We start from the raw sequence: 19502 nt of genomic DNA on the forward strand, positions 1-19502 counted from the left end.
TTAAAACTGTTGTAATACTTACACAGTCTATGTTTTCAGCCTGAGCATCATTAAAATATAGTTACTAAAATTTACTAAACTTTATTACTCACCATAAAAATACCGGAAGAACCATAAAAATTAATCAATTTTGCCTAATTCATTAAGTTATAGGCTTTGAAACTCTTAACATTTCTATTAACAGTAATACAGTCAAATACCTTATAATTTTTTTAATGGAGAGATATATCAAAATTGCAGTTTTGCAAGAGCAAGTACGGGGGCAAAAATTGCAGTGATTCAAGCAGTACATACCAAAGTTAAAGGCAGAGCTAGATATAAAGTAGAAGAACTTCACAATTCAGTAGAACTCAAAAATTATCTGGAGCGATCGCTGTTAAATTATCCAGAAATCAAGTTTGTGAATGCTAATCCTTTAACTAGCAAAATTTTAGTTTATTTCCCTCAAGAAAAAAGCTATAAAGACATAGCAATTATTATCGAAAGTGTCTTATTAACTTACCAGGGTAAGAGTAAGTTAATTCCCACCAAGAAAAAAGAGAAAAACTTAAAAACTCGCAAACCCACAGTTACTAATCCGCAACCACAAAACCAAGAAGAATGGTATTTAATCCCGTCCGATAAAGTTGTACACAAATTAAATACCTCGCCAACATGGGGATTATCCAGTGAATTAGCCAGTGCCAATCTGCATAAATATGGTGCTAATGTCTTGGCGCAAACAGAAACACGCTCTGATTTAAGCATTATTATTGAGCAATTTCAATCTTTACCAGTGGCATTACTCGGTGTGGCGGCGGGGGTATCGATATTCACGGGTGGAGTGATTGACGCGGCGGTAATTTTAGGTGTAGTAATTCTCAATGCTGCCATTGGTTACACCACCGAAAGCCAATCAGAAAAAATCATTCACTCCCTAAAAAATCGAGACCAACCCTCAACATGGGTAATTAGAGACGGTAAACAGCGAGAAATACCCACAGAAAATGTCGTTTTGGGGGATGTTTTAACCCTGAAACCCGGCAGTTATGTAGCCGCAGATGCGCGATTAATTGCAGCCGATAACCTGAGTATTGATGAATCTGCCTTAACAGGTGAAAGTCTGCCTGTTACGAAAGTCAATGATTCCCTAATAGGTGAAGATATCCCATTAGGCGATCGCTTGAACATGGCCTATAAAGGCACGTTGGTTACAGGTGGTCAAGGACTGGCGGTTGTAGTCGCCACGGGACAGAATACCGAAATGGGCAATATCCAACAACTTGTAGGCGAAGCCACCGCAATGGAAACGCCCCTCGCCAAACAACTAGACCAAGTGGGTAGCCAGCTAGTCTTAATCAGTATGGGTATTTGCGGTCTAGTCTTTGGTTTGGGCGTGTGGCGGGGATATGGTTTAGTGCAGATGTTGAAATCATCCATATCTCTAGCCGTGGCGGCGGTTCCCGAAGGCTTACCCACCGTAGCGACTACCACCCTTGCCCTTGGTATCCGTGATATGCGCCGTAACCGTGTCCTCGTACGTAGCCTCAGTGCAGTGGAAGCCTTGGGTTCTGTGCAGACAATTTGCATGGATAAAACCGGCACATTGACAGAAAATAAAATGTCAGTCGTCGAAATTCAAAGCAACACCCACAACATTAAAGTTACTGATGGGGAATTTATCACCGGGGAAAAAACCATCAACCCCTACAGCAACGATGAACTATTAAAGCTGATTCATGTCTCTGTTCTCTGCAACGAAAGCCAAGTTAGTCGCGCAGGAAATGGTCAGTATGAAGTCATCGGTTCCGCTACAGAAAATGCCCTGATTTATATGGCTATAAGTTCTGGGGTGGATATTATCGATCTGAGAGAAAAATATCCCCTAGTGCAAACCAACTTGCGGTCAGAAAATCGTAACTTGATGAGTACAATTCACGAGACTCATGATGGTAATAAATTCATCGCCGTCAAAGGTAGCCCCGCCGAAGTTGTGGAACTCTGCCAAACCTGGGTAAAACATGGGCAAATAGTAGAATTAACCCAAGCCGATAAAAGTGCGATCGCTATTGAAAATGATCGCATGGCTGGGAAAGCATTGCGAGTTTTAGGGATAGCCTATAACCAGATTAACCACTCCCCAACCAACAATAACCATGAAACAGACTTGATTTGGTTAGGTTTAGTCGGGATGGCTGACCCCATTCGGAAAGGTGCAAAAGAACTTATTTGTGACTTCCATCAAGCCGGAATTGCTACCGTGATGATTACCGGCGACCAAAGCCCCACAGCTTATGCGATCGCCAAAGAATTAGAATTAAGTCAAGAACAACAATTAGAAATTCTCGACTCCAGCAACATCAATAATCTCACCCCCGAAGCCTTAACCGCCCTCAGCGACAAAGTAGATGTCTTCGCCCGCATCAGTCCCAGCAATAAACTGCAAATAGTCCAAGCCTTGCAAGCCGCCGGGAAAGTCGTCGCTATGACAGGGGATGGAATTAACGATGCACCCGCCTTAAAAGCCGCCCAAGTTGGTGTGGCTATGGGTAAAGGCGGTACAGATGTCGCCAGAGAAGTTGCAGATATTGTCCTGGAAGACGACCGCCTCGAAACCATGATTGTCGCCGTCAGTCGCGGAAGGACAATTTACAACAACATCCGCAAATCTGTACATTTCCTCCTCGCCACCAACCTCAGCGAAATCATGGTGATGACAGTAGCCACCGCCGCAGGTATTGGCGAACCCTTAAATGCGATTCAACTACTCTGGCTAAACTTAGTTACCGACATCTTCCCCGGCTTATCCTTAGCAATGGAAGCACCAGAACCAGAAGTTTTGAGTCAGCCACCCCGCAACCCTGACGAACCAATCATTAAAAAATCCGACTTTGGGCGAATTGTCTTTGAATCTGCTGGTTTATCTGTGAGTACCTTACTCGCTTACGCCTACGCCATCCGCAGATATGGTTTTAGCCCCCAAGCCAGTACTATTGCCTTTTTCACCCTAACCTCAAGCCAATTGCTGCATACAATTAGCTGTCGTTCCGAACATCACAGCTTATTTAGTAAAGAAAAACTCCCACGTAATAGCTATTTAAATGCAGCTATTATTGGTTCCTTTGCTATTCAAATTTTAGCGATCGCCCTGCCACCTTTGCGAAACCTCTTAAAGATTACCCCAATTAACTTTATCGATACCGCAGTCATTATTGGTAGTGCATTGTGGCCGTTATTGTTAAGTGAATCAACAAAAAATATTCAGCCAAATATCAATGGTGTTCCACCATTACTTATGCCAGATAATAATCTGTAACTCTAGAGTTTTGTTAACTGGAAAAAACGTAGACGCGCAAGCGGCTTCCCGTTCGCCGTCAGGCGTTCCCGAAGGGTAGGGTACCGCAAAGGACGCAAAGGACACAAAGGAAGAAGATTAAGTAATCTGAGTATTCATACTTGAGACTAGTAATCCCTCAAATTTGCCTTCTGAGATAAAGCAATACTATTTCTCTGATTTTCTTCTTTCTTTGCGAACTTTGCGTCCTTTGTGGTTCGTTAAAAAAATGTCGCGCCAAGACACTAAATCTTATGAAAAAAGACTTCATGTTCACATCAGAATCAGTCACCGAAGGACATCCTGATAAATTGTGCGACCAAATCAGCGATGCCATAGTAGACCGATTCTTACAACAAGACCCTTACGCCAGAGTCATTACCGAATGTGCCGCATCCACAGGCATATTATTTATAGCTGCCCGATTTGAACCAAATGCCAATGTAGACTTTACCAATATTGCCAGACAAGTAATAGAACAAGTTGGTTACGCACAAAAAGAATTTAACGGTAAAACCTGTAGTATTTTGACCAGCTTGCGAGAATTACCAGCCAGTCAAACGCACTTATTTGATGAACATAATTTATCTGATGAAGAGATAGAAAAAATTACAGTAACAAATCAAGTAACAGTCTTTGGTTTTGCTTGTAATCAAACCTATACTCTCATGCCCTTGCCGATTTGGTTAGCGCATAAATTAGCCAGACAATTAAGCGAAGTCCGACACAAAAATATCCTACCCTATCTCACACCTGATGGTAAAACTCAAGTAGGAGTAGAATACCGCGATCGCCGCCCCTATAGAATCCATAGTATTACCGTCATTGCTAGTCAAAATAAAGCAGGTAAACCAGATTACCAGCAATTACAAGATGATATTCGGGAAAAAGTGATTAATCCTGTGTTTGAGAACGAAGAAATTCGCCCCGATGCCAAAACCCGAATATTTATTAATCCTGATGGCGCATTTATTAAAGGCGGGCCAGCAGTACATTCAGGGTTAACCGGCAGAAAAAATGCGATCGATACTTATGGCGAATATTCCAAACATAGTGGTTCAGCTTTAAGTGGTAAAGACCCAATTAGAATTGATAGAATCGGCGCTTACATTGCCCGTTATGCAGCCAAAAATATAGTCGCCGCCAAACTTGCCGATGAATGCGAAGTACAGCTAAGTTATTCTATTGGTTTGTCTCGTCCCGTGAGTATTCAAGTCGAAACCTTCGGTACAGGTAAAATATCAGACGAAGAAATTACTAACTTATTAGAAAAGCATTTTGATTTTCGCTTGGCAGGAATTATTAAACAATTTAATTTAAGACATTTACCCACAATTCATCCAGGCGGTTTTTATCGCCAACTCGCAGTTTATGGCCATGTAGGAAGAATGGATATCGATTTACCCTGGGAAAAAACAGATAAAGTCGGCGTGTTTTGAGATGAAATAATTATTCTAAAACGGCTTCAACCAAAATTTGTTTACTCATGTTGCAAGTAGAATCTCTCAACCAAATCAACAATTAAGTCACATGGATCTTCACCTCTTTCTTTAATGAAAAGCATTTCTTTAAGATGTTCTTTAGTCATAAAAAGAATTATCTTGCGATGCTTACTATATATAGTATTTCGCTGAATATGAGCGCCACGATTAGGAAGCTTACTACAAATCATAATTGCCAGTCTGCCCATAGGTTCAGTAAGGTAATTATCAGTTTGTATTACCTCTTCATGTCCAATATCTGTTGTTGCATAGTTTTTGAACTCAAAAAGTACCATTCTCGCTTCTAATTCGCGCAGAAGTAAACCCCAGCTATGCTTTTCATCAAAATTACGATTAGGAAATACAGCATCACGCCGATTTGTACCAGAGTATGTTCTTGGCTGAATGATTGGCCTAACTAACGGTGGAACAAAAAGAAATTCTAGAATTTCTACACAAATGTCTTCAAACTGTTGCCAACCTCTTTTTCCAGCAGGACATTTATCAAGCCGATTAACTAAACTCAGTGACTCGGCTCATGAAGCATTGCTCAAGCTAGTAGAAAAGTACTTGGAAACCAAGTCAGTATTTTGTAAAAGAAGCCTCTTCAACTCTGTTCCAGAAATAACTCTGATTGGGATACCGATAATTTTTTGGGCATCCTTTACCCAATCAAGAGCAACAGATGTAAGGTTTCCATTTGTAACCAGAAGTGCTTTATTGATTTTTGGATTGCTTTTAGCATATCCAGCTAACTGTCTAAGAGTTTGTAAATCTGCGCGAGCATGATGATAAAGTTTAGTTTCGACGGCGTAAATTTCACGAGTTTCAGCACCAAATGGGTCTTTTTGACGAAACTCAACAACAGCATCAATACCTGAGTTATTTTGCTGTATTTCTGACTGCAAACTAACAAAACCAAGTTTTTGTAGAAGATCCACAACTAGTTGCTCAAAAGTTTGTGGAGATAGTTTTTCAAAATCAATTTTTGGAGTAAATCTTAAAGCCTCCGTAAGCTTCTCTAAATTCTCTTCAAGTCCATTTCTCATATCAAACCACTGATACATAGCAAGATACGGCGGAATATCACAGTCTTCCAAAAGTATAGGTAAGAAAGTGACATCTCGGCTTTGCAATTCCTTTAGCACAGTTTCAATTTCGTAATCCATCCAAGGAGAACGTGCTGAGTGTTTGGAGAAAAGCATTAAAAAGTAGGCACTGGCTGAAATAGTAGCACGAATAGATTCAGCTATGTCATTTCCCGGACGCAGTTCATCAGCATCTAGACAAACATTAAGATCATGAGATCGCAACCCTTCCACAATTGTTTTTGCAGCCGTGCTGTCTGCACTGGCGTAACTTACGAAAATTTGTGGTCTTTGTTTCAAGTCGCGTTCAAGGTTGGTCATATCCTAATTTTTCCGAGAGGGCAGGCGCATTCAATAGGAGGTATATCAAAACTATCCATAGCTAATAGCTTAACTCACCGCGAATAAAAAATCTTTAGGGTCATACAGGCAGAGTCGCCAAAGGAAAAATATTTCATAATACACTCCCACCGAAGAGCCGCTATCGCCCACGTATATGGGCGAAACACAAAAATATTTATGTAAGAAGTTTAATGACATTAGTATCAATAACAACTTTAGGTAGTGGCATTTATAATTGGAAATTTATTACTATTTGTACGTCGTAACTCTATCCCTCCTCCTAAATCTAACTACTGAAAACCAGGCAATTTACCAAAATAGATAAATAACAGAATTGCTGATATTGCTAACCAGAGATTTTTTGAAAGTTCTTGACTATATTTATACTTTTCAAAATCCTTAGCAAATGGCGTAATTCCTCGTTCATATAAATAACAAAACTCAAACCATAACCATAAGGGTGGCATAACAATCCAAAATGCTATCAGTGCTTTTTTGATGTTATCTGACCAATCAAATAAAATAGCACCCACAACCGAAATTAACAGCACAACAAGAGTAATTCTGGCAAACAGTTCTGTGGCATTATATTTTATGCGATTCATGGTCACGCCTCCTTGAGATTTATTTGTCTAGAGTACCCAAATGTTATGCACGGCTAACAATAGTAGCCCTAGTAAAACAAGGCAAAAGTAAAAAGTCAAAAGGAAAAAGAAAAAATAGTGATACCGCAAGCTTTTTAGCAATTTCTTATGGTCTATGTATTTACGCCAACCTGTACTAATTGATAGATGAATGAAAGAGATACGGTAGACAAGGGAGAGATATTTATAATTTTGTTCGACTAAAGTGGTACTAGCAATTGTTTCAAAAAACTAGGATGTAGTAATATCAGTTGGCTACTACATCAAAGATTTGCATCATATTATGAAGAGATTAGAACTGATATTGCCAAATCAAATCCGTAAATTTAGTTTGGTATCGATTGCGGGAATTATTCTGATTGCTGTAATTGGTTGGTGGCTGAGTGCAAATCAACCAGAAATTACAAATCTTGATTCAAGCAAAATTTATGAACAAAGAGTTAATCATAGTCCCGATGGAATTGGCAAATATTATATGGGAAGAGAAATCGCTAAAGTTATGGGACACACAGGCGCAGGTTGGCTAGAACGTCCTAGCCGCGAGTTAGAAGAACAGCCAAGTAAAATAGTTAGTGCATTGGATTTAAAACCCAATGATGTAGTTGCCGATATTGGTGTTGGTACAGGTTATCTGAGTTTTTTAATTGCACCTTTATTAACCCAAGGAAAAGTTTTGGCGGTAGATATTCAGCCAGAAATGCTAGAGATAATTCAAGATAGCAAACAAAAGAAGAAAATTACTAATGTTGAACCAATTTTAGCAACCATTGATAATCCCAATTTGCCAGCACAAAGTATTGATTTGGCTTTAATGGTAGATGCTTACCACGAATTTGCATATCCCTACGAGGTGATGCAAGGAATTGTCAAAGCACTGAAACCAGGGGGTAGAGTCGTACTGGTAGAATACCGGGGTGAAAATCCCTTCATCATGATTAAAAACCTGCATAAAATGACACAAAAACAAGTGCAGAAAGAAATGCAGGCTGTTGGTTTAGCGTGGCGCGAGACTAAAAATCTATTACCCCAACAGCATTTGATGGTGTTTGCCAAACAAGCTTCTCAGTGATTTTTTGGTAGTCGTATTTAATATGAGAATCAAGGGAAACTGGGGGGACAAGGGGGACAAGGGAGACAGAGGAGAGAGATATTTGTAAATTCCTAAGAGATTATTGAACATCCTGGTGTAAAGTAGAACAAAAAATAGAAAGATGAAAGGGAATTCATCAAAAGACAAATCTTGGTAGGGTTTCTGGGATATCCTAAGATAAGTGAGAGATTTGCCAAAGAATAAGTAAGAATGAAACTGGCAGCAAGAGTAAGTCAGGTAAAACCTTCTTTAACCTTAGCGATCGCAGCTAAAGCTAAGGCGATGAAGGCGGAAGGTATAGATGTTTGTAGTTTTAGTGCTGGTGAACCGGATTTTGACACCCCAGCACATATTAAAGCCGCAGCAGCAAAAGCTTTGGCAGAAGGTAAAACCAAGTATGGCCCAGCACCTGGAGAACCAAAGTTAAGGGAAGCGATCGCCCAAAAGCTGAAATCTGATAACGGTTTAGATTACAAAGCAGAAAATGTCATCGTCACCAATGGCGGTAAACATTCTTTGTACAATTTGATATTGTCACTCATCGATCCGGGTGATGAGGTGATTATTCCGGCTCCCTATTGGCTGAGTTATCCCGAAATGGTAACTTTAGCAGGTGGCGTATCCGTGATTGTCAACACAGATGCTTCCACTGGCTATAAAATTACACCGGAACAACTGCGCCAAGCTATCACCCCTAAAACCAAGTTATTTGTCCTCAACTCCCCCTCCAACCCCACGGGGATGGTTTACACGCCAGAGGAAATTAAAGCTTTGGCACAGGTAATAGTTGATGCAGATATCTATGTAGTCTCCGATGAGATTTACGAAAAAATTCTCTACGACGGTGCAGAACATATCAGCATTGGTTCCCTGGGACAAGAAATTTTTGAGCGCACCTTTATTAGTAATGGGTTTGCCAAAGCTTATTCTATGACAGGCTGGCGTTTGGGTTACTTAGCTGGGCCAGTCGAGATTATTAAAGCAGCCAACTCCATTCAAGGGCATAGTACATCTAATGTGTGTACCTTTGCTCAATATGGTGCGATCGCTGCTTTAGAAGAATCTCAAGACTGTGTAGCTGAAATGCTGCAAGCTTTCACCAAGCGGCGACAAGTCATGCTAGAGCAAATCAACGCCATTCCCGGTTTATACTGTCCCAAACCAGACGGCGCTTTTTATCTGTTCCCCGACATCAGCAAAACCGGACTCAAATCTCTAGAATTTTGCGACGCATTGATTGAAGAACATCAAGTTGCAGTCATTCCCGGAATTGCCTTTGGTGCAGATAATAACATTCGCCTTTCCTACGCCACCGATTTAGCTACAATCGAAAAAGGCTTGGATAGGTTAGAAAAGTTTGTGCGATCAAGAATTTAATTTAGGGTCATTTGTCATTGGTCATTTGTCATTTGACAGATGACCAAAATAATTATAAATACAGTAAAACAAAAACTTTGGTATCGAAACCCATCGTGATTACCTGTAACCTATATACATATCTTGTACCTAGCCCTAATCCCTCTTTTTTTATTACGGGGAGAGAAGAATACTAACCCACTTGTGAATGCTAAACAAATTAATGAATTGAGCGATCGCCAACCCACTTTATCATTTCAACATCCTTGTTGAGAATAAACGTAAAAATAAGAGTTTCAGATTATTCTCTCCCAAAAGACAGCGAGAATTAATTCACCGCAGATTGAGCTTCTTGATACATGATTTCTTGGAATTGAATCATATCTTTTTGTGGGTCAGCAATACTCACTTTCACTAATAATTGTTCGCCCAAGGTTACAGAACGTTTAAAAATCATTGGTAACTGTAACCCCAAATCTTCTAATAGAATCAGTGCTAAGTTACTGTCTTCTCGTAACCACATTAAAACTGTGACTGACCAAACTTGTTCAGGATGACGGCGGAGATATTCTAATGCCCAATATCTATTAGTTTGTCGTTCTACCATTGTTACTTCTTGGGTAATGGTAGAGACAGTCATCATTACTTCTTTGAGTTGTTCGGCGGAAAAGGGCAGAACTTCGCCGCGCAGGTGGGCTTTTAATTGAAAATGAGTAAGTAAATCACTGTAGCGACGGATGGGCGAAGTGGCTTGGGTATAAGTGTCTAAACCCAAACCTGCATGACGTAGAGGTGTGATACTCATTTCACTTTTCGGCATACACCGCCGCATAGCACAAGCACGCACAAACCCAGCAGGGAGTTGAATTAATTCTTCTTCTGGGGGTAATTCTGGCTGGGGCTGACCGCGAAAAGGTAAGGGTATATTGTGGGTTTTACCATAACGGGCTGCTACTTCACCAGCAAGAATCATCATTTCTGCTACTAGTTGCCGTGATGAGGAATCATCTAAGATATCAATACTAATATCATCGCCTTTGACTTTAATCATTGCCTCTGGCATATTGATGCTGATGGCTCCTTGGTTGTAACGCCAAGATTTGCGTTTGATTGCCCAAGTAGCGATCGCGGCAATTTCTGGTTCTGCTTGCACTCCTAATTCCAGCATTTCATCGACATCTTCATAGGTGAGGCGATATGTCGGTTTAATCAAGCTGGCGTGAATGCTGTAATCTTCTACTGCCCCATTGCTATTTAGAATAATCCCAAAACTCAGGGCGCAACAAATTCTCCCCTGTACCAGACTCATCGGCCCAGTCGCCAAGATTTCTGGGAACATGGGAACCATCCCTGTGGGCAAATAAACCGTACTTCCACGCTTTCTGGCTTCTAAATCTAAGTCATCTTCTGGTTCTAACCAGCGCGTCGGGTCAGCAATATGTACCCACAATCTTTCTTGACCATCGCTGAGTGATTCCCAACTCAGACCATCATCTATCTCAGTGGTACTTTCATCATCAATTGTGTAAACCTTTAGATGAGTCAAATCCAGGCGATTTGCATCCAAGTCTGTTGTTGGGGAATCCAAACGCTGTTGCGCCACTTCTAATACCTTGCTAGTAAACTGAACAGGAATTGACGAACGACGCAGGAACAAGTTTTCATAGGGACTCCACCAGCCCAGGTCTACTAATAATTGAAAAGCTCCTTGGGGGGTTCCAGGCCGCCCCAGCATATTCATCGTTTCTAAGACTGGTGCTGGAGGAGGATACGCTCTAGATAGCGCATCATATTTTACTCCCTCCCGCACAATATCAGCCATTAAAGCTGCGTATTTTTCTAATGCTTCTAGACGATGGCGATCGTGTCTTTGCCATTCTACTGCTTCACCTTTGAGTGCCTGTTCTACACGCACTAAAAATTCTTGCTGTCCCTTGGCTTTGAGGGTTTCTACTTCTATTTGATGTTTACGTTCGGCTACCTGCGCCGTTGTGCGGGGTTCATAAGCATCACCTTTTTGCTTGAAGTAGAGTTTATCATCTGATAACAAGCAATGGGCTGCATAACAAGGGGCTGGCTCTGATTCGGAAAACAGCAGATTCGCCATTTGCGATGGGGTGACTGCTTCTCCATCTTCCACCAATAATTCCCAAGCCACTTCTAAGCTAGATGGGTCTAAATATGGTTTGACTTCTTCGAGAAATTTTGGAATGTCAGAGGACTTGTAGGTTTGTCCGGTTACTGTATATGTAATTTGTCTCGGCGCGAGGCTGTGGGATTGACCACGTTCATCTACCACAAACCAACGGGTCTTACCATCTGGACGATCTACCACACCCAGACGGCGATCGCCTTGAACCCTAAATTCAACTAGCGTCCCCTTCTCCACAACTCTCGCACTCTTATAATTTTAGATTTTGGATTTTGGATTTTAGATTAAATAATCTTGAATCCCAGAATTTTTATGTAGGAACCAATTTTACACTTTATTATTCAGATTTGAGATTTTGGACTCAGAAAGACAAAGCTATTAAATCAGCTTTTCTTGTTAATCCAAAATCTAAAATCCCAATCTTAAAATTGATTTAGCCTTCAGCGTTGATGAACGGTAACAATGCGACAATCCGCGCCCGTTTAATTGCTAATGTTAAGTCTCGCTGTTGCTGACAAGTCAACCCAGTGATCCGGCGAGGTAGAATTTTGCCTCGTTCGGTAATAAACTTACGCAGTAAATCAACATCCTTGTAATCGATTGGCTCTCCTGGCTTAATTGGAGATAGACGACGACGATAGTAACTCATCTTTACTTGATTTCCTTGTGAACGGTATGTTTGTTGCAGTGGGTACAGAACTTGTTCAGTTCTAGACGGTTGGTCGTATTACGACGGTTTTTCATGGTGGTATACCGGGACACACCAGGAGAACGCTTGTCAGGGTTACTACGACACTCGGTACATTCTAGTGTCACTATTATGCGGACACCTTTACTCTTAGCCATAATCTTACAAACAGTAAAGCCTGAAGAGAAATTTACACAAATGACTATCTTCGCACATTTCGTTGCAAAGTATCAACTAAACGCTTGATTTTGATATCGAGCGAGTAGCCCCGACGCGATGAAACTATAAAAGTTCTAGCGTAACGGTCATGCAAAGCTTGCCGTAACTGGGGATCGGAGAAAGCTGCACCACAGTCTATTGCCAGAGGAAGTAATAGCAGTATAGCAGTGGGATTTGCTCTCAGGTTGCCAAGGGCGATCGACACCAACAAAGCACCAAAGCCAATTATAGCTTCTCGCTTCACCAGTGCCAGCAACTCTGGAATTCTCCCTACTACTTGCCCATTTTCCACTTCTAGGATTTTCAAATCAAAAGCCCAGCGTCCTAAACTTTGCCCTCGATTATTAAATACCACCACTACCCGTAAAATCAGCCAACAAAAGATAAAAACTAAAATTTGGACAAATTGAATACCAAGGCTACTACTTCCAAATAGGGAACTAACTAACCAAGCACCTAAAAAATCCAAACCCAAAGCCAGACCGCGCCGCCAAATCTCAGCCTTGGGATAGTGTTTTTGCGGAATCCTTTCGATAGTCATATAAAACAGGTATTTTTATTTAGATATGGAAAAATAATCTATGCTTCTATTCTTAATATTAAGAGGATTACCCAGAATGACATCCACAGGGACAACCGCTAATCAAATCCCCGTTAGTATCATCATTCCGATGCTAAGTGCTATTGATGACCGTGATTATCTGCTTTTTAAAGAATTGGAAAAAACTTTTGTCACTCAGTATGGTGTTGAAGTGTGGCAAGATGTTTTTAATTTTCGCGTCTTACCGGCCCTTGACCAGCAATCTAATAAATGGCTACTACAATCATGGTGTAGCAAGGGAATTGTAAGTATTCAGGATATAGCTTGAATATTTTTCAGTTGCATCATAAGACTCTTTCACGATTTTGCCACTACATAATACTGGAATTTTTTCATGAATCTAACTGTATACCTACATAAAACTTCATTTATTTATTGTTTTAATGCCAGAAATTAGCCGTTTTTTAGGAATTATTATTACCATGTATTATAACGACCATCCACCGCCACATTTCCATGTTCGTTATAATCAACAAAAAGCGATTATTGATATTGAAACTTTATCTATCTTAGAAGGTAAATTGTCATCTAGAGTATTAGCACTTGTAATGGAGTGGGCGAATTTACATAAAGCGGAATTGATGGACAACTGGGAAAAAGCTAGACTCAATAATCCTTTAGAAAAAATTGAACCATTGGAGTAAGTCATGCTTAAAGATATTATTGCAGTCGAACCGAGAGAAGGTTATCAACTTTACATCAAGTTTGAAGATAATAAACAAGGAATTATTGATATTAGTAAATTAATATCGTTTACAGGGATTTTTGCCCCGCTAAAAGATATTAACTATTTCCAACAAGTGAAAATAAATTCTGAGTGGGGAACGATTTATTGGGAGAATGGCGCAGATTTTGACCCTGATGTACTTTATGCAGAAGTTACAGGAGAAGCAATCAGTAATTATCAAATTTTCAAAAAAGCAAATAAAATTTGATATATAACAGCAGTGTATAGCTTTAAATCTTGGCTTACAAAAAATAGCTTACTGAGGTATTTATGATAAAACCCAACATTATTAAAGGATATGTTGGGCTTTTTAGTTGATTTATATGGAAGTAAATTTTTAGAAAATAGGACAATTACCAGATTTCGGTGCTTGAGTATCTATGATAATTTGTCTATAACCTGCTGCATAAAGTATTTTCTCTGCCTGTTCTTTTGCGTTTTTATTAGCAGCGTCCATGATGCCATTTTCACAAGCTTCAACTCTAATAGTTTTCAGAGCATCTCTTTGTGCTTGATCTTGTAGTTCAATTTTTGATTTAAAACTAATTCCATCACGATGATGATCTAAAAGGCGTGAAGATTCAACATCTAGAGTAGTTTCCGTAATGTATGGTGGAGGTAAGATAATATGTACTAAATGATTATTTTCACTCAGTTCCTTGATTTCAAGCGATTTCATATCCATTCCAACGCGAATCGTACCTACTCCTTCATAAATAACTTTAGTTTGACCTAAAGGAATTGAAAAAACTACATTTTTTTCTTGCTCAACTACAGTAGCTTTACTTTGCATTTTCACAACGTTGAAGTCGCTTATCTCTTTCAATCCACCAAGAATAACTGTTTGTATTTTTGTCTCAGTTCTTTGGTCGGAAAAAACATAAAAGCCAAACAAAAGCATAGATGTGGTGACTATGATTCCCACTATTATTGTTTTTTTAATGTCAACAAAAAAACCTGTAACACCTTGTATAGTCTGCATTAAGCCACTGAAAGAAGTCATTACTAATGCCTTTTTAGATTGAATTTAGATGGTAGTATGTAATATTAGTAACTTATAATACTTATATTTGGCTTGCGTATTTACTCTTAAAATAATTGGTGTCAGTCACTGGGTATTAAAAAAATGGATATTAACTTTTTTTATAAAAAACTGGAAATTTACTAATTACTAAACCAGATAAATAGTAGTTTCATTATAAGGATAATTAGGCGAATAACTTGAGGCAATAGCAATGTTACCAGTTAGCGATGTAGAAGCAATTATTTTAAATTTGGTACAGCCGTTAAATGCGGAACACGATATAGAAATTGTAGATTTATTGGCGGCGAGCGATCGCATTTTGGCAAACCCCATCACCAGTCAGCTAGATTTCCCTCATTGGGATAATTCGGCGATGGATGGTTACGCAGTCCGTTACGTAGATGTAAAGCAAGCTAATGCCGAACAACCAGCTATTTTAGAAATAGTTGAGGAAATTCCCGCCGGATATCAATCCAAAACCACAATTCAGCCAGGACAAGCAGCGCGAATTTTTACTGGTGCAGTAATTCCAGCCGGTGCCGATACTGTAGTTATGCAAGAAAGGACAAGCCGCGAGGAAAATCGCGTGTTGATTCAAGTCGCACCCCAACCGCAAGAATTTGTCCGCCGCAAAGCATCTTATTACCAAGCTGGAAATCAACTCTTACCAGCCGGAATCAAATTAAAAGCGCCGGAAATTGCTGTTTTAGCAGCAGCACAATGTCCTCAAATCAAAGTTTATCGCCGTCCAGAAGTTGCAATTTTTTCTACTGGTGATGAATTAGTCACACCAAACACACCATTACAACCAGGACAAATTGTCGATTCTAATAATTATGCCCTGGCGACTTTAGTTAAAGAAAGTGGAGCAGAGCCTTTATTATTAGGCATTGTGAAAGATAATCCAGATGTTTTACAAGAAACAATTGCTTACGCCATAGCAAATGCTGATATTGTGCTTTCTTCTGGCGGTGTTTCTGTTGGAGAATATGATTATGTTGATAAAATTCTGGAAGATTTAGGAGCAAAAATTCATATTCGTGCTGTGGCAATGACACCAGGAAAACCATTAACTGTGGCAAATTTTCCTCAGCAAAATTCAGCAATTTATTTTGGTTTACCAGGAAATCCTGTTTCAGCTTTGGTAACTTTTTGGCGATTTGTGCAACCAGCAATTAAAAAATTAGCTGGACTTGCTGAAGGCTGGGAGGCAAAATTTATTAAGGTGCGATCGCGTGATGAATTACGCGCCAATGGTAAACGAGAAACTTACATTTGGGGAAAATTAAATTTAGTTGCTGGCGTTTATGAATTTTACAAAGCTGGCGGTAATCACAATTCTGGCAATTTAATTAACTTAGCTCAAACTAATGCCTTAGCGGTTTTACCAGTAGGTCAAACTTTAATTGCAGCAGGAGAAGAAGTACAAGTTCTATTAATTGCTGCGGTGTAATACCAATTCGCAATTCGTAATTCGCAATTCACAATTAAGCAATCTAGCTACAGTAAGACTTTCCTAATTTCTATAGCAGTCCTAAAAAATTTGTGAAATTCTCTTTCTTTCCCTTCCTCTCCTTCTTTGTGTCCTACCCTTCGGGAAGCCGCTATCGCGTCTATGCGTCCTTTGCGGTTCGTTAAAAAGAATACTTTTTCACAACTCAGATAGGATTGCTATATCTGTCGCATTCTTTTCTTAAATTGGTATAACTTTTGAATTTTTACTTCCTTATGGGTGTGTACACACATCTAAAACCCTGTTCCCTCCTGCCTTTCCCTAACTCTCATTCACGCCGCCTTACTTTAATACCTGATGCGTGGGTCAACGTAAGCATTAATAATATCAATTAAAATGCTTGCGCCAACAACGATCGCCCCAAAGAATACCAAGACACCTTGGACTGTGGGATAATCGCGATCGCTGATTGCTTGGTATAAGCGATTGGCTAAACCAGGCCAAGAAAATGTCACTTCCGTTAAAATTGCACCACCCAACAACGAGGCAAAGGTCAATCCTAACACCGTAATTACGGGAATTAAGGCATTCTTTAAAGCATGAGAGACTAAAATTTTATTTTCTGCAATTCCTCTGGCTCTCGCTGCTTCTACATAATCAGCGCGTAGGGTTTGTTTTAAATTCACTCGAACAATGCGCTCAAAAATGCCACTCAACAAAATGCCCAAAGTCAAACTCGGTAGGGCAAGATGGTGCAAAGAAGCAAAAAACTGCGTCAAATTCCCACTCAGTAAGCTATCAAAAGTATACAGCCCGGTAATTGGGGATGGTGGCGGTAGGGTCGGTGGAAAACGGTTAGAGTTGGGAAACCAACCCAATTGCACAGAAAAAACTAACTGTAACAACATTCCCGCCCAAAACATTGGTAAAGCATAAGTAATAATTCCAAATAACCGTCCACCGACATCAAAATATGTTCCTGGACGAGAAGCAGAAAGCGTACCTACCAAAATACCAACAATAAGGGCAACTGTCATACTAAATACAGCTAACTCCACTGTCGCCGGAAAATATTGTCCGATGATGTCCCAAACATTTTGTCCGCGACTAGTTAAAGAAGTTCCTAAATCAAACCGCAGTAAGTTGCCTAAATAATTTAAATACTGTAACCAAATAGGTAAATTTAATCCTAATTGCTTGCGTAATTCTTCTTTTGCTGCTTCTGGCGCACGTCCACCCAAAATCGCATCAGCAGGGTCTCCGGGTGTCGCTCTTAATAATAAAAATACGATAGTAATGATAGTTAAAAGTTGTAGCGGTGCTAGAAGCAACCGCGAAACAATGTAATATTGTAGGGCTTTTGAGCGAGACATATTTTAGTTATTTGTTATTGGTCATTCGTCACTTGTACTGAGCGAAGCCGAAGTATTGGTCATTTGCCATTGTTATTTGTGAAGTAGAACACAAAAGACAAAGGACAAATGACAAAGGACTATCAACTATTTTTTGATTGTTTTATAAATCAAATTCTGAGTAGGGTCAAGCTGCACGTTACTGACACCTTTTTGAGCAAATACATAATCTTTGTTTTGCCACAGGGGAACGTAAGGTACATCATTAAGTACTTGGGTTTGAATTTGAGCAAAAATTTGCCCTCGTGCTGCGGGATTTTGTTCTTTGCGTTGTTGGTCGATGAGTTTATTCATGGTTTCGCTATAGTAAAACGAACCTTGAGTTTGACTACCGCCATCTTCACAACCTTTCGCATCAGAACCTTTTTGACAAGCTAAGAAGGGTTGAACATAGTTATCTGGATCTAAAAAGTCAGGATACCAATCAAGCAATGCTGCGGGATATAAACCTTTAGAAATGTCTTTAAAGAAAGTCGGCCCTTCGACTGTGTTGACTTCTAATTGAACGATACCTTCCATTTTAGTATCAGCCAGTGATTTGAGCGTTTGTGCTGCTAAACTGCGAGTCGGTGAACTGGAAGGATACCACAGTGGAATTTTGACAGGATTATCTTTAGAGTAGCCAGCTTTAGTTAATAATTCCTTGGCTTGATCAAATTTACCGTCACCATATTTATCTTTAAATAATGGTTGGGAAACGTTGAAAGTAGTCGGAATCATGCTGTAAAGTGGATCAGCTTGACCGTATAAAACTCGCTCATTTAATAGTTGACGGTCGATAATTGCTGCGATCGCTTGTCTTACTTCTGGTTTATCTAAAGGTTTTTGATTGCGATTTAATACCAGATAACTTACTACACTACCTTGGGCTGTAATCGCTTGCCAATCTCCTTTTTTACCACCTTCTTCTAAGCTACGAATTTGATCAGGTTGTAGTGATAAATAAGCTACATCGACTGCACCTGTCCGAAAAGCATTAAACAAGTTAACTGGACTAGTTTGAATTTGGACATTAATCCCTTGATTTGCTGGTTTTTCTCCCCAATATTTATCAAATACATCCATCCGCAGTGAATCTGTACCATACTGCGCTAATTTGTAAGGGCCAGTCCCTACAAATGTATTGGGTTGGAATTTACCAGCACCTATTTCATAAGCTTTGGGTGAAACTGCACAAACTCCCGAAAATGCCAGTAATGAAGGAAATGCTGCAAAGGGTTTTTTGAGTTTAATTGTTAGCTCATTTTCACCTGTCGCGGTTACGGAAGCTACTGTATCAGCTAATAAAAAAGAAGGTTTACCTTTATTGTCAATAAATCGCTTAATACTAAACTCCATTGCTTTCGCGTTGAAGGGTGTGCCATCGTGAAACACAACGCCTTGGCGCAGTGGGATAGTGTAAGTTAAACCGTCTTGACTGACTTTGGGTAAACTTGTCGCCAGTTGGGGTTTAATTTCTGTACTACCTGGTTCGTAAGTATAAAGGCGATCGCTCATATTAAACACTAAACCCAAAGATGCCAACTCGTAAGCATCGGCTGGATCTAATGTCCTCGGTTTGGCAGTTGTCCCAATAGTAATACGACCATCACCCCCAGGCGTATTGGGATTACTCGACGGCGTGGTATTGGCTTGTGGTCGTGTACCACAACTAATGACTAAAAATAAACACAGACAGAACAGAGAAACGAATTGAGTCAACCGACCCCATCTTCGGATAGAAAAGGGAAACAAAGTCATACCTTTGAAATTTTTTCAATTAGCGGTCAGTAATCATACTATATGTCTGGCAATAATACACGCCTTATGTGAGATGGGGTAGCAAAAAAGAAGGGGAAACCACAAGATAAAGGTAACGACACCAAAGCTTGAGGTCTCCCAATGAATATGGTAGACGGTTCGACCCTGTTGA

18 protein-coding genes are annotated in these 19502 nt (G+C 39.9%); 8 read left to right on the forward strand and 10 right to left on the reverse strand.

The genetic code is table 11. From position 1 onward, the window contains the following. Positions 1-274 precede the first annotated feature (274 nt). On the forward strand, positions 275-3295 hold the full coding sequence (locus H6G74_RS29470; RefSeq protein ID WP_190971109.1) for a cation-translocating P-type ATPase: 3021 nt from the start codon (positions 275-277) through the stop codon (positions 3293-3295). 272 nt (positions 3296-3567) lie between these two features. Further along, complete coding sequence (gene metK / locus H6G74_RS29475; protein WP_190971110.1) at positions 3568-4752, forward strand: methionine adenosyltransferase; 1185 nt, start codon at positions 3568-3570, stop codon at positions 4750-4752. Positions 4753-4793: 41 nt separating this feature from the next. Here metK and H6G74_RS30885 read toward each other — a convergent pair whose 3' ends face one another. The 3 genes from H6G74_RS30885 to H6G74_RS29490 form a co-directional block, all read right to left on the reverse strand. Then, the gene (locus H6G74_RS30885; protein ID WP_199341164.1) at positions 4794-5090 is read right to left on the reverse strand and encodes a hypothetical protein; all 297 of its coding nucleotides are present in this window, start codon (positions 5088-5090) and stop codon (positions 4794-4796) included. A 240-nt stretch (positions 5091-5330) separates the two neighbouring features. After that, entirely contained in the window at positions 5331-6203 is an 873-nt protein-coding gene (locus H6G74_RS29485; protein WP_190971111.1) for a TIR domain-containing protein, read from the reverse strand. A 311-nt stretch (positions 6204-6514) separates the two neighbouring features. Further along, the gene (locus H6G74_RS29490) at positions 6515-6829 is read right to left on the reverse strand and encodes a hypothetical protein (protein ID WP_190592709.1); all 315 of its coding nucleotides are present in this window, start codon (positions 6827-6829) and stop codon (positions 6515-6517) included. A 322-nt stretch (positions 6830-7151) separates the two neighbouring features. Between H6G74_RS29490 and H6G74_RS29495 the strand changes: the two genes are divergently transcribed. Together H6G74_RS29495 and H6G74_RS29500 are read left to right on the forward strand one after the other, a co-directional pair. Then, positions 7152-7937: a class I SAM-dependent methyltransferase gene (locus H6G74_RS29495; RefSeq protein WP_190971112.1), complete on the forward strand. Its 786-nt coding sequence runs from the start codon at positions 7152-7154 to the stop codon at positions 7935-7937. Positions 7938-8168: 231 nt separating this feature from the next. Then, the gene (locus H6G74_RS29500) at positions 8169-9335 is read left to right on the forward strand and encodes a pyridoxal phosphate-dependent aminotransferase (RefSeq protein ID WP_190971113.1); all 1167 of its coding nucleotides are present in this window, start codon (positions 8169-8171) and stop codon (positions 9333-9335) included. Between the two features lie 307 nt (positions 9336-9642). On the opposite strand, the gene H6G74_RS29505 is transcribed toward H6G74_RS29500, so the two are convergent. From H6G74_RS29505 to H6G74_RS29520, 4 genes are all read right to left on the reverse strand, one after another. Then, positions 9643-11703 carry a ribonuclease catalytic domain-containing protein gene (locus tag H6G74_RS29505; RefSeq protein WP_190971114.1) on the reverse strand — a complete coding sequence of 687 codons (2061 nt, stop codon included), beginning with the start codon at positions 11701-11703 and terminating at the stop codon, positions 9643-9645. Between the two features lie 196 nt (positions 11704-11899). After that, positions 11900-12115, reverse strand: a complete 216-nt coding sequence (gene rpsR / locus H6G74_RS29510) for a 30S ribosomal protein S18 (RefSeq protein WP_062296148.1) — start codon at positions 12113-12115, stop codon at positions 11900-11902. A gap of 2 nt (positions 12116-12117) precedes the next feature. Continuing rightward, a complete protein-coding gene (gene rpmG / locus H6G74_RS29515; protein WP_083468823.1) occupies positions 12118-12312 on the reverse strand; it encodes a 50S ribosomal protein L33 in 195 nt (64 codons plus the stop codon). Between the two features lie 44 nt (positions 12313-12356). After that, positions 12357-12914 carry an RDD family protein gene (locus H6G74_RS29520; RefSeq protein WP_190971115.1) on the reverse strand — a complete coding sequence of 186 codons (558 nt, stop codon included), beginning with the start codon at positions 12912-12914 and terminating at the stop codon, positions 12357-12359. A 76-nt stretch (positions 12915-12990) separates the two neighbouring features. Here H6G74_RS29520 and H6G74_RS29525 point away from each other — a divergent pair, with 76 nt between their 5' ends. The 3 genes from H6G74_RS29525 to H6G74_RS29535 all read left to right on the forward strand — a co-directional run bounded on the left by H6G74_RS29525 (position 12991) and on the right by H6G74_RS29535 (position 13909). Continuing rightward, positions 12991-13242 (forward strand): hypothetical protein, encoded by a 252-nt coding sequence (locus tag H6G74_RS29525; protein ID WP_190971121.1) that lies wholly within the window; start codon positions 12991-12993, stop codon positions 13240-13242. Positions 13243-13357: 115 nt separating this feature from the next. Continuing rightward, complete coding sequence (locus tag H6G74_RS29530; RefSeq protein WP_190693673.1) at positions 13358-13618, forward strand: DUF4160 domain-containing protein; 261 nt, start codon at positions 13358-13360, stop codon at positions 13616-13618. Between the two features lie 3 nt (positions 13619-13621). Next, positions 13622-13909, forward strand: coding sequence for a DUF2442 domain-containing protein (locus tag H6G74_RS29535; RefSeq protein ID WP_190693675.1), 288 nt, complete (start codon positions 13622-13624; stop codon positions 13907-13909). A gap of 129 nt (positions 13910-14038) precedes the next feature. Here the strand turns inward: H6G74_RS29535 and H6G74_RS29540 are convergent, their stop codons facing one another. Then, positions 14039-14704 (reverse strand): DUF4230 domain-containing protein, encoded by a 666-nt coding sequence (locus H6G74_RS29540; RefSeq protein WP_190971116.1) that lies wholly within the window; start codon positions 14702-14704, stop codon positions 14039-14041. 232 nt (positions 14705-14936) lie between these two features. On the opposite strand from H6G74_RS29540, the gene H6G74_RS29545 reads away from it, so the two are divergent. Next, positions 14937-16178 carry a molybdopterin molybdotransferase MoeA gene (locus H6G74_RS29545; RefSeq protein ID WP_190971117.1) on the forward strand — a complete coding sequence of 414 codons (1242 nt, stop codon included), beginning with the start codon at positions 14937-14939 and terminating at the stop codon, positions 16176-16178. A 347-nt stretch (positions 16179-16525) separates the two neighbouring features. Here H6G74_RS29545 and H6G74_RS29550 read toward each other — a convergent pair whose 3' ends face one another. Together H6G74_RS29550 and H6G74_RS29555 are read right to left on the reverse strand one after the other, a co-directional pair. After that, positions 16526-17551 carry an ABC transporter permease gene (locus H6G74_RS29550; RefSeq protein ID WP_190971118.1) on the reverse strand — a complete coding sequence of 342 codons (1026 nt, stop codon included), beginning with the start codon at positions 17549-17551 and terminating at the stop codon, positions 16526-16528. 126 nt (positions 17552-17677) lie between these two features. Then, positions 17678-19330: an ABC transporter substrate-binding protein gene (locus H6G74_RS29555; RefSeq protein WP_190971119.1), complete on the reverse strand. Its 1653-nt coding sequence runs from the start codon at positions 19328-19330 to the stop codon at positions 17678-17680. Positions 19331-19502: the final 172 nt, after the last annotated feature.

It is taken from the genome of Nostoc spongiaeforme FACHB-130 (assembly GCF_014698475.1).
Taxonomy (GTDB): Bacteria; Cyanobacteriota; Cyanobacteriia; order Cyanobacteriales; family Nostocaceae; genus Nostoc_B; species Nostoc_B spongiaeforme.

What these genes read in the sequence shown, in the direction of transcription:
- metK (WP_190971110.1), top strand. Translation starts at nt 3,568, where the DNA reads ATGAAAAAAGACTTCATGTTCACATCAGAATCAGTCACCGAAGGACAT.
- H6G74_RS30885 (WP_199341164.1), bottom strand. Translation starts at nt 5,090, where the DNA reads ATGGTACTTTTTGAGTTCAAAAACTATGCAACAACAGATATTGGACAT.
- H6G74_RS29485 (WP_190971111.1), bottom strand. Translation starts at nt 6,203, where the DNA reads ATGACCAACCTTGAACGCGACTTGAAACAAAGACCACAAATTTTCGTA.
- H6G74_RS29490 (WP_190592709.1), bottom strand. Translation starts at nt 6,829, where the DNA reads ATGAATCGCATAAAATATAATGCCACAGAACTGTTTGCCAGAATTACT.
- H6G74_RS29495 (WP_190971112.1), top strand. Translation starts at nt 7,152, where the DNA reads ATGAAGAGATTAGAACTGATATTGCCAAATCAAATCCGTAAATTTAGT.
- H6G74_RS29500 (WP_190971113.1), top strand. Translation starts at nt 8,169, where the DNA reads ATGAAACTGGCAGCAAGAGTAAGTCAGGTAAAACCTTCTTTAACCTTA.
- rpsR (WP_062296148.1), bottom strand. Translation starts at nt 12,115, where the DNA reads ATGAGTTACTATCGTCGTCGTCTATCTCCAATTAAGCCAGGAGAGCCA.
- rpmG (WP_083468823.1), bottom strand. Translation starts at nt 12,312, where the DNA reads ATGGCTAAGAGTAAAGGTGTCCGCATAATAGTGACACTAGAATGTACC.
- H6G74_RS29520 (WP_190971115.1), bottom strand. Translation starts at nt 12,914, where the DNA reads ATGACTATCGAAAGGATTCCGCAAAAACACTATCCCAAGGCTGAGATT.
- H6G74_RS29525 (WP_190971121.1), top strand. Translation starts at nt 12,991, where the DNA reads ATGACATCCACAGGGACAACCGCTAATCAAATCCCCGTTAGTATCATC.
- H6G74_RS29530 (WP_190693673.1), top strand. Translation starts at nt 13,358, where the DNA reads ATGCCAGAAATTAGCCGTTTTTTAGGAATTATTATTACCATGTATTAT.
- H6G74_RS29535 (WP_190693675.1), top strand. Translation starts at nt 13,622, where the DNA reads ATGCTTAAAGATATTATTGCAGTCGAACCGAGAGAAGGTTATCAACTT.
- H6G74_RS29540 (WP_190971116.1), bottom strand. Translation starts at nt 14,704, where the DNA reads ATGACTTCTTTCAGTGGCTTAATGCAGACTATACAAGGTGTTACAGGT.
- H6G74_RS29545 (WP_190971117.1), top strand. Translation starts at nt 14,937, where the DNA reads ATGTTACCAGTTAGCGATGTAGAAGCAATTATTTTAAATTTGGTACAG.
- H6G74_RS29550 (WP_190971118.1), bottom strand. Translation starts at nt 17,551, where the DNA reads ATGTCTCGCTCAAAAGCCCTACAATATTACATTGTTTCGCGGTTGCTT.
- H6G74_RS29555 (WP_190971119.1), bottom strand. Translation starts at nt 19,330, where the DNA reads ATGACTTTGTTTCCCTTTTCTATCCGAAGATGGGGTCGGTTGACTCAA.